This window comes from Mesorhizobium sp. CA14 (assembly GCF_020165195.1).
GTDB lineage: Bacteria > Pseudomonadota > Alphaproteobacteria > Rhizobiales > Rhizobiaceae > Mesorhizobium.
The window spans coordinates 41,354-56,237 of the sequence record NZ_JAIUHR010000016.1 but is presented as its reverse complement, the minus strand read 5'-3'; the positions used below and the strand labels follow the sequence as shown (position 1 = coordinate 56,237).

12 protein-coding genes are annotated in these 14,884 nt (G+C 65.8%); 8 read left to right on the top strand and 4 right to left on the bottom strand.

The features are described 5' to 3' along the window. Nucleotides 1-4 precede the first annotated feature (4 nt). The 8 genes from tsaE (at nt 5) to LB565_RS17690 (ending at nt 10,887) form a co-directional block, all read left to right on the top strand. Entirely contained in the window at nt 5-1,516 is a 1,512-nt protein-coding gene (tsaE, locus tag LB565_RS17725; RefSeq protein WP_224586185.1) for a tRNA (adenosine(37)-N6)-threonylcarbamoyltransferase complex ATPase subunit type 1 TsaE, read from the top strand. After that, nucleotides 1,513-2,250 carry a nucleotidyltransferase family protein gene (locus LB565_RS17720; protein WP_224586183.1) on the top strand — a complete coding sequence of 246 codons (738 nt, stop codon included), beginning with the start codon at nt 1,513-1,515 and terminating at the stop codon, nt 2,248-2,250. Before tsaE ends, LB565_RS17720 begins: the two co-directional genes overlap by 4 nt. Next, nucleotides 2,247-5,381 carry a double-strand break repair protein AddB gene (addB, locus tag LB565_RS17715; protein WP_224586181.1) on the top strand — a complete coding sequence of 1,045 codons (3,135 nt, stop codon included), beginning with the start codon at nt 2,247-2,249 and terminating at the stop codon, nt 5,379-5,381. The genes LB565_RS17720 and addB overlap by 4 nt, the downstream gene beginning before the upstream one ends. Next, complete coding sequence (gene addA, locus LB565_RS17710) at nt 5,378-8,890, top strand: double-strand break repair helicase AddA (protein ID WP_224586179.1); 3,513 nt, start codon at nt 5,378-5,380, stop codon at nt 8,888-8,890. Before addB ends, addA begins: the two co-directional genes overlap by 4 nt. A gap of 74 nt (nt 8,891-8,964) precedes the next feature. Next, on the top strand, nt 8,965-9,288 hold the full coding sequence (gene trxA / locus LB565_RS17705; RefSeq protein ID WP_224514891.1) for a thioredoxin: 324 nt from the start codon (nt 8,965-8,967) through the stop codon (nt 9,286-9,288). A gap of 131 nt (nt 9,289-9,419) precedes the next feature. Next, entirely contained in the window at nt 9,420-9,701 is a 282-nt protein-coding gene (locus LB565_RS17700) for a cupin domain-containing protein (protein ID WP_224586176.1), read from the top strand. A gap of 54 nt (nt 9,702-9,755) precedes the next feature. Next, nucleotides 9,756-10,520 (top strand): TSUP family transporter, encoded by a 765-nt coding sequence (locus LB565_RS17695; RefSeq protein ID WP_224586174.1) that lies wholly within the window; start codon nt 9,756-9,758, stop codon nt 10,518-10,520. 100 nt (nt 10,521-10,620) lie between these two features. Beyond that, nucleotides 10,621-10,887, top strand: coding sequence for a plasmid stabilization protein (locus tag LB565_RS17690; protein ID WP_224586173.1), 267 nt, complete (start codon nt 10,621-10,623; stop codon nt 10,885-10,887). Nucleotides 10,888-10,986: 99 nt separating this feature from the next. On the opposite strand, the gene LB565_RS17685 is transcribed toward LB565_RS17690, so the two are convergent. From LB565_RS17685 to trpA, 4 genes are all read right to left on the bottom strand, one after another. Further along, the gene (locus LB565_RS17685) at nt 10,987-11,406 is read right to left on the bottom strand and encodes a VOC family protein (protein WP_224586171.1); all 420 of its coding nucleotides are present in this window, start codon (nt 11,404-11,406) and stop codon (nt 10,987-10,989) included. 53 nt (nt 11,407-11,459) lie between these two features. Then, nucleotides 11,460-12,785 carry a bifunctional folylpolyglutamate synthase/dihydrofolate synthase gene (locus tag LB565_RS17680; protein WP_224586170.1) on the bottom strand — a complete coding sequence of 442 codons (1,326 nt, stop codon included), beginning with the start codon at nt 12,783-12,785 and terminating at the stop codon, nt 11,460-11,462. A 234-nt stretch (nt 12,786-13,019) separates the two neighbouring features. Continuing rightward, a complete protein-coding gene (gene accD, locus LB565_RS17675; protein ID WP_224586168.1) occupies nt 13,020-13,946 on the bottom strand; it encodes an acetyl-CoA carboxylase, carboxyltransferase subunit beta in 927 nt (308 codons plus the stop codon). A 96-nt stretch (nt 13,947-14,042) separates the two neighbouring features. Further along, nucleotides 14,043-14,882 carry a tryptophan synthase subunit alpha gene (gene trpA / locus LB565_RS17670; protein WP_224586166.1) on the bottom strand — a complete coding sequence of 280 codons (840 nt, stop codon included), beginning with the start codon at nt 14,880-14,882 and terminating at the stop codon, nt 14,043-14,045. Nucleotides 14,883-14,884 lie beyond the last annotated feature (2 nt).

The window sequence follows — 14,884 nt, the reverse complement described above, 5'->3', positions numbered from 1 at the left end:
CTATATGGCAGGAACGGTGTTGGAGCGTTTTCTCGCCGACGAGGCGGCAACGGCAAGGCTTGGCGAGGACCTCGCCATGGCGTTGCGCGCGGGCGACGCGATCGCGCTGAAAGGCGATCTCGGCGCCGGCAAGTCGACGCTGGCGCGCGCGCTGATCCGGGCGCTTGCCGACGATAGCGGCCTCGAGGTGCCGAGCCCGACCTTCACGCTGGTGCAGAGCTACGAGACGCGCGTTCCGGTGCATCATTTCGACCTCTATCGGCTGGCCGCGCCGGACGAGCTCGACGAGCTCGGCCTCGACGACGCGCTCAGCCAAGGCGCTGCGCTCATCGAATGGCCGGAACGGGCCGCAGACCGCTTGCCGGAAACGGCGCTGTGGCTCGATCTTGCCGAGCAGGGCGAAGGCCGCATGGCGCGGCTTTCCGGGCAGGGACCGGTTTTCGAGCGCGTGGCGCGATCATTGGCGATGCGCGATTTCCTGGCCACAGCCGGCTGGGGCGACGCCAGCCGCCGTCATTTCGTCGGCGACGCCTCCGCCCGCTCCTACGAGATCGTCTCACTGCCCGGCCAGGCGCTGCGCGTGCTGATGAATTCGCCGCGCCTGGTGCTCGGGCCGCCGGTGCGCGGCGGCAAGCCCTATGCGGTGATCGCCCACACGGCGCAATCCGTCGCCGCCTTCGCCGCCATCGACCGGGCGCTCTATGCCGCCGGCGTCAGCGTGTCGGCGATCCATGCCCAGGACCTCGATCAGGGTTTTCTGCTCATCGAACATCTCGGCTCGGAAGGTTTTCTAGGCCAGGGCGGCCAGCCGATCGCGGAACGCTACGAGGCGGCGGCCGAGCTGCTGGCCATGATGCATGGCAAGGCCTGGCCCACGCGCATGGAAGCGGCGCCAGGCGTATTTCACGACGTGCCGCCTTTCGACCGGGAAGCCATGCTGATTGAGGCCGACCTTCTGGTCGACTGGTATGTGCCATGGATCACCGGCGGACCGGCTAGCGACGAATTGCGAGACGGCTATCACCAGGTATGGAATGCGGTGCTCGACCGCCTCGCCGGCAATGAATACACGCTGATGCTGCGCGATTTCCACTCGCCCAACATCATCTGGCGGGCGGAACGATCCGGCCTCGACCGGCTCGGCATCGTCGACGTGCAGGACGCGCTGATCGGCCCTGCCGCCTATGACGTCGCCTCTTTGGCCATGGATGCGCGGGTCACCGTCCCGCCCGAGATCGAGCGGCGGACGGTTGCCGCCTATGTCGCGGCCAGGCGCGCCGCGGGCACTTTCGACGAGGCCGGCTTCGCCGAGGCCTATGCGATCATGGCGGCGCAGCGCAATTCGAAGATTCTCGGCATCTTCGTGCGGCTCGAAAAGCGCGACGGCAAGCCTTACTATCTGAAACACCTGCCGCGCATCCGCGACTATCTGAGGCGGGCGCTGGCGCATCCGGCGCTGGCCAGCCTGAAGGAATTCTACATGGCCCACGGCCTGCTCGAGGAATGGGTCCCATGAAGCCCCCAACCATTGCGCCGAAGACCGCGATGGTGCTGGCGGCTGGGCTCGGCAAGCGCATGCGGCCGATCACCGACACTATGCCCAAGCCACTGGTGAAGATCGCCGGCAAGACTTTGCTCGACTGGGGTCTGGACAGCCTGAAAGCGGCCGGCGTCGCCAAGGCAGTCGTCAACGTGCACTATCTGCCGGAGCAGCTCGTCGCGCATGTCGCCGACCGCAAGGCGCCGAAGATCGTCATCTCCGATGAGCGCGAAGCGCTGCTGGAGTCGGCGGGCGGCATCGTCAAGGCGCTGCCGTTCTTGGGCAGCGAGCCCTTCTACGTCATCAATGCCGATACCTTCTGGATCGACAGCGGTCAGCCGAGCCTCGAGCGTCTTGCCCTTGCATGGGACGCCGCGAGAATGGATATTCTGCTGATGCTTACCGATCTCGACTCAGCGACCGGGCACTGCGTCGGCACTGATTTCCTGGTGGCGCCGGACGGCGTGCTCACGCGCTCGAAGGGCGATCCGACGGGGTTGATCTATGCCGGCGCCGCCATCATCCATCCGCGCATCTTCAAGGACGCGCCAACCGGCTCGCATTCGCTCAATGTCTATTTCGACAAGGCGATCGCCGCAGAGCGCCTGTTCGGCATGAAGATGAACGGGCGCTGGATCACCGTCGGCACGCCGGACGCGATCCCTGCCGCCGAAGCGGCTGTCGCCGGCGCGCTCGCGAAGGCGGTATGAGCGGCACCCGCCGCGTCTTTTCCATCCCACCCGGAGCGCCGTTCCTGCCGACGCTGGCGGGGGCGTTGCTCGACGGACGCCTGATCCCCGGCTTCCGCTTCGAGGGCGAGCCGCTGGCGCTGGCCGATGCCACCATCTATGTGCCGACGCGGCGCGCCGCACGGGCGTTGCGCGGCGCCTTCGTCGACATACTTTCCGGATTGGGAGGGGGCAGACGCTCCGCCATCCTGCCGACGGTGCGGCCGCTCGGCGAGTTCGACGAGGATGAGGCGGCCTTCGACGCGGAGGCGGCGCCGGCAATAGATCTGGCGCCGCCGATCGCGGCGCAGGAGCGGCTGTTGTTGTTGGCGCCGCTGGTGCGGGCCTGGAAGGAAAGCCTGCCTGCGCATGTGAGAGAGCGGTTCAACGAGGAATTCGTCGTGCCGACGTCGGCCGCCGACGCCATCTGGCTGGCGCGCGACCTTGCCCGGCTGATGGACGAGATCGAGACCGAGGGCACGGATTGGGCGAAGCTCGCGACGCTGGTCACCGGCAACCTCGCCGGCTGGTGGCAGGTGACGCTCGATTTCCTCGGCATTGTCACCGACAATTGGCCGGAACTGCTCAAGGAGCGCAACCGTTCCAATCCGGCGGCGCATCGCAGCGCGCTGATCCGCCTCGAAGCGGCCCGGCTGAAGCGCAATCCACCGACCGGGCCGGTCATCGCCGCCGGCTCGACCGGCTCCATTCCCGCCACGGCGGAATTGCTTGCCGTGATCGCCGGCCTGCCCAACGGCGCCGTCGTGCTGCCCGGGCTCGACCGCGAGCTCGATGATGCATCCTTCGCGGCTATCACGGCGTCCGGCGCGCGTCCGGCAACACTCGGCCACCCGCAATATGGCCTCGCCGAGCTGATCGGCGGGATCGGCATTCCGCGCCGCGATGTCGAGGACATCGTTGCCGCGCCACCGCCGCTTGCGTTGCGCGCGGCCCTTGTCGGCGAGGCACTGCGGCCGGCCGAGACCACCGAATACTGGACCGAGACGCGGCCGCGCTTCACGGCATACGACATCGAACAGGCGCTTGCCGGCGTGACGCTGGTGGAAGCGGCGAACGAACGCGACGAGGCGGCGGCAATCGCCATTGCGCTGAAGCGCGCCGTAGAGGCTCCGGGCAGTCGCGCGGCGCTCGTCACCGGCGACCGCGCGCTGGCGCGGCGGGTTTCGGCCGAACTCCTGCGTTTCGGCGTCGTCGCCGACGATTCCGGCGGCGCGCCGCTCATCAACACCCCGGCCGCCAGTCTGCTCAGGCTCGCGCTGAGCGCCGCCTTCCGGCCCGGCGATCCCGTCGGCCTGCTTGCCTTGCTCAAGCATCCGCTGCTCGGGCTCGGCCTCGAACGCCCGACCATGCGCAAGGCGGCCGAGCTTATCGAGCTGGTGGCGCTGCGCGGCGGCACCGGCCGACCCGATGTCGCATCGCTCGGCGCGCTTTTCGAGGCACGGCTGGCGGAGCTGAGCGGCGACACAAGGCAGCCCTTCTGGTTTTCGCGCCTGACCGTGCGCGGCATCGAGCAGGCGCGAGGTATGCTTAGCCGCCTTACCGATGCGCTCCTGCCTCTCACCGCGATGCGCGGCGAGAAAGACGCCGACATCGCGACGTTGACCAGCGCCAGCGTGGTAGCGCTTGAGGATCTTGGCCGCGCTGCCGATGGCAGTCTGGCGGAGCTCTATGCGGGCGACGCCGGCGAAAAACTCGCCGAGCTGCTGCGCGGACTGGTGGCGGCGTCCTCGCCCTTCACTTTCGCCGCTTCGGAGTGGCCCGACGTGATGGAGGCGCTGATCGCGCCCGAGACGGTGAAGCCGGCGCAAGGCAGCGACCGCAACATCGCCATCTGGGGCGCGCTGGAAGCTCGCCTGCAGAATGTCGACACGCTGGTCATCGGCGGGCTCAATGAAGGGGTTTGGCCGCGCAAGCCCGAGAGCGACCGCTTCATGTCGCGGCTGATGAAGACCGGCATCGACCTCGAGCCGCCGGAGCGGCGCATCGGCCTTGCCGCGCATGATTTCCAGATGGCGATGGGCGCCGGCGAAGTGGTGCTGACGCGGTCGGCCCGCTCCGGCGACGCGCCGGCGGTGCCGTCGCGCTGGCTGCAGCGCATCCTGACCTTCATCGGCAAGGAGCCGGCGGCAGCGCTTCGCGGCCGCGGCGACGCACTGCTTGCCTGGGCGCGGGCGCTCGACGCCGGCGAGAAGAAGGATTTTGCCTCCCGCCCGCAGCCCAAGCCGCCGCTCAGCATGCGCCCTCAGCACTTCTCGGTCACCGAGATCGAGACTTTGCGACGCGACCCCTATGCGGTCTATGCGCGGCGCATCCTCGGCCTGATGCCGCTCGAGCCATTGATCCGCGATCCGGGCGCGGCCGAACGCGGCACTTTGTTCCACGAAATCCTGCATTTGTTCTCGCGGCGGGTGGAGGATCCAAGGGCGTCTAGCGCGCTGCCCAATCTCATTGAGGCCGGCCGTCTCTGCTTTGCCGAGGCAAAGCTTCCGCCTGATATCGAGGCTATCTGGTGGCCGCGTTTCGAAAAGCTCGCCGAAAACATCATCGAATGGGAGCATACCCGCGCCGATGCCGTTGCCAGGCGCTACGCCGAGGAGCGCGCCGAGAAGACGGTGGTCGGCCGCACCGGGGTGACGCTGTCCGGCTATGCCGACCGCGTCGACCTGCTTGCCGGCGGCATGGCCGACATCCTCGACTACAAGACCGGCTCCTCGCCCTCGAAAGCGCAGGCGCACACGCTGCTGTCGCCGCAGCTTGCGCTGGAAGGCGCGCTGCTCAGGCGCGGCGCCTTCAAGGAACTCGGCATTCGTGAGCCGTCGCAGCTTGCCTTCGTGCGGCTGAAGCCGAATGGTGAGGTGTTCGAGGAATCGATCCTCGAATACAACCGCAAGCCCCGCACCGCCAACGATCTCTCCGAGGAAGCCTGGGCGCGGCTGGAGCGGCTGCTCTTCCACTATGCCGACCCGACCACCGGCTATCTGTCACGCGCCCTTCCCTTCCGTGAGGGCGAGGCGGACGGCGACTACGATCATCTGGCGCGCGTGCTCGAATGGTCGGCCGGGGGCGCCAGCGAAGACGAGGCGGAAGGATGAAATATCCGATCCCCTCCGATACCGCCGCCAGCCAGGCGCGCGCCTCAGACCCCGCCTATTCCGCCTGGGTGTCGGCCAATGCCGGTTCGGGCAAGACGCACGTTTTGGCGCAGCGCGTCATCCGGCTCCTGCTCAACGGCACCGATCCGTCGAAGATCCTCTGCCTCACCTATACGCGGGCGGCCGCCGCCAATATGTCGAACCGCGTGTTCTCGACCCTGTCGGAATGGACGGCGCTGCCCGATGCGGAGCTGGCGGTCAGGATCGCGGCGCTGGACGGCCGGAGCGCCGACCGCGACATGATGCGGCGCGCTCGCCGGCTGTTTGCCGAGGCGCTCGAGACGCCGGGCGGGCTGAAAATCCAGACCATACACGCCTTCTGCGAATCCGTGCTGCACCAGTTCCCGCTCGAAGCCAACATCCCGGCGCATTTCGAGATGCTCGATCCGCAGATGGAGGCCTCGCTGTTCGCCGATGCCCGCCGCGACATGATCTCCGGCGCAAGCGCTGGTGTCGAAGGGCTGGCGGAAGCCTTTGCCACCGTGCTGGAACGCGGTGGCGAGTTCGGGCTCGATTCGCTGCTTGCCGAGATCGTCGGCAAGCGTGACGAATTGCGCGATTTCATCGCCAAGCTCGGCAGGGACCGGGACTTCCGGCCGCTCTTCGCCGAATTCGGCTTCAGGCCCGGACAGACGGCCGACGGTATCGCCGCTTCGCTCTGGCCGTTGCCCGGCTTCGCCCCCGGTCAGTTCGCGGAATTCGCGCAGGCCGCCGAGGCCGCCGACGCGCGGCAGGTGCTGAACAACGTCGTCCCTTATGCGCGGGGCGCTTTCGCCGAAGCCGACCCGATCCGCCGGCTGCGGCTCCTGGCAAAGGCCTTCCTCAAGGCCGACGGCGACCCCTATGAGCCGCCCAAGATCTTCAAGAAGGCGCTGGTCGATCGGCTGCCGGATCTGCCGGAACGCTACCTTGCGGCGGCCAAGGCGATCCTCGACGTGTCGGACCGGCTGGCGCTGTTCCGCATGCTGGAAGGGACAGCGGCTGCGCTCACCGTCGCCGGCTGGCTGATCGCGCGCTATGAGCAGTTGAAGCGCGGGCGGGGCTTCCTCGACTTCAACGATCTCATCACCCGCACCGTGAGCCTGCTGTCGCGGCCCGATGCCGGACCATGGGTACAGTTCAAGCTCGACCAGGGCATCGATCATATCCTGCTCGACGAGGCGCAGGACACCAGCCCGGATCAGTGGGAAGTGGTGAAAAAGCTGACCGAGGAATTCTTTGCCGGGCTTGGCCAGCGCGAGACGGTCAGGCGCACGATCTTCGCCGTGGGTGACGAGAAGCAGTCGATCTATTCCTTTCAAGGCGCAGCGCCCGATTCCTTTGCCGAAAGCCGGCAGTTGTTTGCCGGGCGCGTGCGCGACGCGGAAGCCGCTTTCGCCAATCTCAAGCTCACCTGGTCGTTCCGGTCGAGCGACGACGTGCTGGCCGCCGTCGACCGCGTCTTCGCCGAGCCTGGCGTCAGGCGCGGTATCAGCCACGATCCAGACCCTTTGAGCCACAAGGCGATCCGCAATGACGCGCCGGGCTATGTCGAGGTGTGGCCTTCGATCGGCGCCGAGATGGTCGAGGAGCCGGACGACTGGACCTTGCCGGTCAACCATGCCAGCGCGCCGGCGGTGCGTGTCGCCGAGCATGTCGCCACGACCATCCAGACCTGGTTGCGCAGCGGCGAGGTCATCGAAGGCAAGGGCAGGAAGCTCACCGCGGGCGACATCCTCGTCCTGGTGCGCAAGCGCGATCGTTTCGTGCATGCGCTGTCGCGCAGCCTCAAGAATCGGCAGATCCCGGTCGCCGGCGCGGACAGGCTAAGCCTGCCCGGCCATATCGCCGTGCAGGACCTGATCGCGCTTGGACATTTCCTGATCCAGCCGGAGGACGACCTATCCTTGGCCGCGGTGCTGCGCAGTCCGATCTTCGAGGTCTCCGAAGAGACGTTGCTGGCGCTGGCCGGCGGGAGGCCGAAAGGCCAGTCGCTGATTGCCTCGCTCCGGCAACATGCGGCCGAGGATGTAGCACTCGCCGCTGTCGTTAGCCGGCTCGACGGCTGGGCAACCGAAGTGGCCTTCAAGCCGGTGTTCGAATTCTACGCCGCCGCGCTGGCGCGCGACGGCCTGCGCCGCAAGATGACGGCGCGGCTCGGACCGGAGGCCGGCGACATCCTCGACGAGTTCCTGAGCTTTTGCCTGGCTGAGGAACGCACGGGCCTACCGGGGCTTGAGTCCTTCCTCTCGACGCTGGAAAATGCCGGCCCCGAGATCAAGCGCGAGATGGACCAGACACGTGACGAGGTGCGGGTCATGACCGTGCACGCTGCCAAGGGTCTCGAAGCGCCGGTGGTCTTCCTGGTCGATGGCGGCTCGGCGCCGTTCAGCGACCAGCATCTGCCGCGGCTGATGCCGTTCGAGAGCTCGGGTGCCCAATGGAAAGGCAAGGGCTATCTGTGGCGCTCGGCCAGCGATGTCGCCAATGGCGTCTCGAAGGCGGCCTCGGTCCGGGCGCGCGAACTGGCCGACGATGAGTACCGGCGGCTGCTCTATGTCGGCATGACCCGCGCCGAGGACCGGCTGATCGTCTGCGGCTATCAAGGCAAGCGTCAGCCCAGCACCGGCACCTGGCATTCGATCGTCAGCCGGGCATTGCTGGGCGCGCCCGAGAGTTCCGAGCGGCGGCATCCGGCAACGGCCGAGGTGGCCGTGCACCGGTTCCACGTGACAAAATTGCCGCCGGTGGCGCTGACCAGCGTCGACGAGGCAGGGCCGTTCGAGCACATAGCGCCGCTGCCCGAAGACCTGTTCCGGCCGCTCCCGCCCTATGAGGAGCTGCCGCGGCCGCTTTCGCCTTCCGGGGCCTCGGCGCTGATCGAGGAAGCGAAAGACGCTGCGCCCGATACACGCTCGCCGGTGCTCGACGCCGCGGCCGAGCCCGGTTTCGCGGTGGTGCGCGGGCTGGCGCTGCACAAATTGCTGCAGATGCTGCCCGGCATCGCGGAGGCGGAGAGGCAAGGCGCGGCCGAGCGCTACCTGGCGCGCGCCGGCGCCGGCTGGCCGGATGGTGAGCGCGACAGGGCGCTGGACGCCGTGCTTGCGATCTTGTCCGACGGCCGCTTCGGCGCGTTGTTCTCGCCGTCGTCGCGCGCCGAAGTCGCGATCATGGGCAGCCTTGAGGTGAAGGGCAGGCTCCGCTCGATCTCCGGCAAGATCGACCGGCTGGCCGTCACCCCGGAAAAGGTGTCGATCATCGACTACAAGACCAACCGGCCGGCGCCCAAAGACCTGGCGGAAGTGCCGCCGGCCTATGTGCTGCAGCTTGCGCTCTACCGCGCGCTGCTTGAGCCGCTCTATCCGGGCCGCGAGGTGACGGCGGCGCTGCTCTTCACCGAGGCGCCGCGCCTGATCGAGCTGCCGGCCAAGGCCATGGACGACGCCCTTGCCCGACTCACGGGAGCGTGACACAAGAACTGCTTGAACATCGCCGCCACAACCACCACATTTGGTGCAACCCGCGTTTTCGAAAGGATTTCAGCATGGCCACCGTCAAGGTCGACAAGGGCAATTTCCAGGCAGATGTGCTCAACGCCAAGGAGCCCGTCGTGGTGGATTTCTGGGCAGAGTGGTGCGGCCCGTGCAAGATGATTGCCCCGGCGCTGGAAGACATCGCCAAGGAGCTCGGCTCGAAGGTGAAGGTCGCCAAGCTCAACATCGACGAGAATCCCGAGCTTGCCGCGCAGTTCGGCGTGCGCTCGATACCGACGCTGATGATCTTCAAGGGCGGCGAAGTGGCCGACATGAAGGTGGGCGCCGCGCCGAAGACGGCGCTGTCGCACTGGATCAACGGCGCCATCGCCTGAGCCAATCCGAAAAGTTCAAGAACGAGCCCGGCCGATTGCGCCGGGCTTTTTCTTTGGCGTCATCGCTCGACGCGCTCTGGCCCTCGCATGGAGGCACGCCATACTCTCTGCTTCAGAAAAAGGAGAGCGCCATGACCGGAACAGCCAAGGCCACAGTTCACGTCGACAATGAGCGCGTCATCGTCACCGAATACCGCTTCGCGCCCGGCGCCAACACCGGCTGGCACCGCCATGGCCACGATTATGTCGTGGTGCCGCTGATGGACGGCAAGGTTAAGCTGGTGACCAAGGACGGCGCATCCTTCGCCGAGATGAAGCAGGGCGCGCCCTATTTCCGCCGGGAAGGCGTCGAGCACGACGTCATCAACGCCAATGACGGTGAGTATGCTTTCATCGAGATCGAGCTGAAGTAGGCCGGCCGTGATTGCCGGCTTGCTCGGTTCCATTTCGGCCTCGTGCGGGATGTCGTGACTGTAGCGCCTCTCCTCGCCTTTGCCGGTTTTGCGGCGATGGCCGCTTATGTCCAGACCCTGACGGGCTTCGCCTTCGGCCTGGTGATGATGGGCGCGATTGCGCTTGTCGGCTTGCTGCCGCTGCCCGACGCAGCCGCGATGGTCGGCATGCTGACCCTGGTCAACGCCACGCAGATGCTGATCCAGGGCGGCTGGCGGGAGATTGCGCGCCGGGAGCTGCGGCTTGTCCTGGTCGCAAGCCTGCCTTCCTTGCTCGTCGGTTATGCCCTGTTGGAATGGCTGGCGGACACAAGGGCCGACCTGCTGAAAATCGGGCTCGGCGTGGTCATCATGATGTCCAGCCTGCAATTGGCCATCAGGCCTGCCGGCTTGGCGAAACGGTCGTCGGACGCGAGTTTCGTCGGCTTCGGTGTCATTTCGGGCCTGATGAGTGGGCTGTTTGCGACCGGTGGCCCACCGCTCGTTTATCATCTCTTTCGCCAGCCAATGCCGCACGAACGTGTCCGCGAAACACTGGTCGCCGTTTTCGGCGCCGCGCAGGTGGTGCGGCTTATCCTGGTGGCGGCAAGCGGCAACCTGCCGACCATGTCGCCTGTCGCGCTCCTCCTCGCCATACCGGCCGTAATGCTGATGACCTATGCAGCGCGGCGCTGGCCACCGTCATTATCGCAAGGGACGATGCGAAAGATCGTCTTTGTTCTGCTTTTCCTGTCAGGGCTCTCGCTGGCGCTGCCCGCCGCGATGCATCTTGCTATCTAGACTAAAGCTCTTCAGGAAAAGCGGAAGGTGGCTAGCAATCAATTGCCATTTTGATGGCGTGCTTTGGCGGCCTATGTTTGGTCAAAACGGAGTTTCTCATATGGCCGAACCACGGCTCTCAGTCCGTAGCGCGAAAGCACGAGATCTTGCTCACCGACTTGCTCATCGGGAGAATCGCTCCATAGCCGATGTGGTCGAACGCGCGCTTGAATCCTATGAAATCCGGGAAGCGGGACGCGAACCGGCGTCCAGTTTCTATGCTCGCCTGACGACTGAGAGCGGCGCCGACATCGATCTGGACAAAATTATCCGAGAAGACCGCGAGTTGGCGCCGCCGGCAGAACTTAGACTGATCAACCAGCTATAGCGCGCCACGTTGAATCGGATCCAGGTGACGCCTCTAAGTCTTTGTTTTGATGCATGTCGTTCTCCCAAAGCGCTGCTCACTTTGGTCGACATGCATAAGTCACCAGTCGGCGATGCGATCGCCGCCGGCGAATTGAGCGCTTTTGGCGGTGTATTCGAACAGCTCGATCTTCACGCCGTTGGGATCGGTGATCCAGGCTTGGTATGTGTCGTCGCAGGCGAGCTTTTTCGGCGTGACCTCGACACCCTTCGATCGGATATGAGCGACGGCCTCCTCGATGTCTTCCACCTCAAGGCAGAAGTGGTTGATCTGGTTTGCCTCGCTGTAGCGGGCTTCGCTCTTCTCGAAGACCTCGACATGGCTGCGGCCGCCGCAATCGAGATAAAAGCCGAAAATCCTACCGTCGCGGAGGAAATTGAAGCGGGTATCCATGCCGAGCACATCGCGGTAGAAGCCGCGCGTCGCCTCCAGGTCGCGCGCGAAGATGCAGACATGGGCGAGCTGCTTCACCTTGATCATGGCTGGTTCCTTTCGGCCCCCGCCGAAATCCGCAATGCTGTCCCCGTTTAGCCTCAGGTCGGCGGCGTGCCGTTTTCGGCCAGCACGGCGCCGGCGAAATAGAGCGAGCCGCCGATCAGGATGCGCGGCGCCGGGCCATCCCAAGAGTCGCGCAACAGCATCAGCGCGTTGGCAACGGAGCTGACCGGCTCCGCCGACAGGCCGGCCTCTTCGGCACGCAATGCCAACTCGTCGTTGGGAACGCCGGCGTCGCTGCTGGTCACCGGCACGGTGTAGACATGGCGGGCGAGGCCCTTGAAGGCGCTGAAATAGCCGGTCTGGTCCTTGGTGTTGATCATGCCGGAGATCAGGACCAGCGGTCTCGGGTTCTTTTCCTCCTGCTCGGCCAATGCCTCGGCGATGACGATGCCGGCGCCGGGGTTGTGGCCGCCGTCCAGCCAGATCTCCGCGCCCTTCGGCGCCAGATCCACCAATTTGCCCTGCGTCAGCTTCTGCATGCGTGCCGGCCAGGCGACATGGGTCATCGCCCGCTCGGCGGCGCGGTGGCCGATCTCGAAGCCGGCCGCCTTGACGGCGGCGATCGCTGCCGCGGCGTTGGCGTATTGGTGACGCCCCGGAAGGCGCGGCGAGGGCAGGTCCATCAGCCCGTCCTCGTCCTGATAGACCATGCGGCCGTTTTCCTCGAAGGCGAGGAAATCCTGGCCATAGACCACGGTCGGGCAATCCAGCCGCTCGGCCGTCTCGATCAGCACCTGAAGCGCGGTGTCGCTTTCCTGGGCGCCGATCACCACCGGGCAGCCGCGCTTCATGATGCCGGCCTTCTCGGCGGCGATCAGCTCGACGCGGTCGCCGAGATAGGCCTCATGGTCCATCGATATAGGCATGATCACCGAAACCGCCGGCCGCTTGATGACATTGGTGGCGTCGAAGCGGCCGCCAAGGCCGACCTCGATGATCGCCGCTTCCGCCGGATGCTCCGAAAAAAGGATGAAGGTGACGGCGGTGAGGATTTCGAAGACGGTGATCGCCTGGCCCGCATTGGCCTCGGCGACGCGCGCGATGGCCTCGGCGAAAACATCGTCGTCGACGAGCTTGCCGCCGCCTTCGGCCGCTAGCCGGTAGCGCTCGTGCCAGTTCACCAGATGCGGCGAGGTATGGACGTGGACGAGGTGGCCGGCCGCCTCCAGCAGCGCGCGCGAGAAGGCGGCGCAGGAGCCTTTGCCGTTGGTGCCGGCGATATGGATGACCGGCGGCAGCCGGTCCTGTGGATTGCCGAGGCGCTCGAGAAGCCGCGTGACGCGGTCCAGCGAAAGGTCGAAGCCTTTCGGATGCAGCGTCATCAGATGTTCGATTTCGCGTTCGGCGGCGAGCGTTGTCATGATGGAATCCTAGAGCGGTTCATCATCTCACGGAATGCAGAACCGCTCTCTCTTTTTTGTTGACGCAATTCCGAACGGAAACCGTTTACACTTTTCCTGGAATTGCTTTGGCGCCCGGCCCCGAACCGTGAATCGGTTTCGCAACGGCCATACGCAAATCCGAGGCTACAGCACGCAACAAGCGACGCAAATCGCGGTTCGCGCCAGCCGATATCGCTTCAGGCCGACCTCGCCTCAGGCTTGCGGCCGCGCCTCCGCGTTGACCACTGCCGGCGGCAGAATCTCCGGCTCGAGCGGCTTCTCGGCCGGCGGCATCTTGAGCAGCATTTTCAGCAACCGCGCGATCGTCTGGCGCATCTCCAGCCGCGACACAACCATGTCGACCATGCCGTGCTCCATCAGATATTCAGCGCGCTGGAAGCCGTCGGGCAGTTTTTCGCGGATGGTCTGCTCGATGACGCGCGGGCCGGCAAAGCCGATCAGCGCGCCCGGCTCGGCGATGTGGACATCGCCCAGCATGGCGTAGGAGGCGGTGACGCCGCCGGTGGTCGGGTTGGTGAGCACGACGATGTAGGGCAGGCCGGCTTCCTTCAGCCGGTCGACGCCGACCGTGGTGCGCGGCAGTTGCATCAGCGACAGAATACCTTCCTGCATGCGGGCGCCGCCGGAGGCGGCGAACAGGATCAGCGGCCGCCTGCGCTGCAGCGCCACCTCGAAGGCATGCACAATGGCTTCGCCGGCAGCCATGCCGAGCGAGCCGCCCATGAAGGCGAAGTCCTGCACGGTGACCACCACCGGCAGGCCTTCGATGGTGCCAACCGCATTGAGGATAGCGTCTTCCAGGCCGGTCTTCGTCTTGGCCTCTTTCAGGCGGTCGGTGTAGCGCTTTTCGTCGCGGAATTTCAGCGGGTCCTGGAAGACCTTGGGATTTTCCAGCGTCTCGTATTTGCCATCGTCGAAGAAGTATTTCAGCCGCTCCTTGGCCGATATCTTCATGTGATGGCCGGAAGCCGGGATGACGAACTGGTTGGATTCGAGATCCTTGTGGAAGATCATCTCGCCGGTCTCGGGATCCTTGATCCAGAGGTTTTCCGGCATGTCGGTGCGCCGGCCGAGCATCGAATTGATCTTCGGGCGGACGTAATTGGTGATCCAGTTCATGGTTTCGGCTCCTGTCCTGGAAAGGACTTCAAGCTAGTCCAGGAAAAGTCTGTGGCGGTTTTCCGGTCGGAATTGCGCAGCGAAGAATTAGTCAGGCTATTCGGCGGCGGCAAGGCGAGCCGAACGGACGCCCTGGGCGAGCCCGCTGACCAAAGTGGCCACCGCTTCCGCCGGATCGGCTGTTTTCTCGCCCCTGGGCCCCAGCACATTGGCGATCGCGTTGACGATCGCCGTGCCCACGACGACGCCGTCGGCCGAGGCGCCGATGACACGTGCCTGCTCGGCGGTCTTGACGCCGAAGCCGACGCAGACCGGCAGCGCCGTATGGCCCTTGATGCGCGTGACCGCCGCCGAGACCTTGGCCGTGTCGGCCAGCGCCGAGCCGGTGATGCCGGTCATCGAGACGTAATAGACGAAGCCGGAAGTGTTTTCCAAAACCTTGGGCAGGCGCTTGTCGTCGGTGGTCGGCGTCGCCAGGCGGATGAAGTTGACGCCGGCCTTCAGCGCCGGAATGCAGAGCTCCTCATCCATCTCCGGCGGCAGGTCGACGACGATCAGGCCGTCGATACCGCTGGCCTTGGCGTCGGCGAGGAAGCGGTCGACGCCATAGATATAGATCGGATTGTAGTAGCCCATCAGAACGATCGGCGTCTCGTCGTCGCCGGCTCGGAATTCGGACGCCATTTTGAGCGTCTTGGCGAGGGTCTGGCCGCCCTTCAGCGCCCGAAGCCCCGCCGCCTGGATGGCCGGGCCGTCAGCCATCGGGTCGGAGAAGGGCATGCCGAGCTCGATAATGTCCGAGCCAGCGCCCGGCAGCGCCTTCATAATAGCCAAGGCGGTGTCGTAGTCCGGGTCGCCGCCCATGAAATAGGTGACCAATGCCGGGCGGCCTTCGGCTTTGAGCTTGGCCATGCGGCGGTCGATGCGGGTGGTCATTG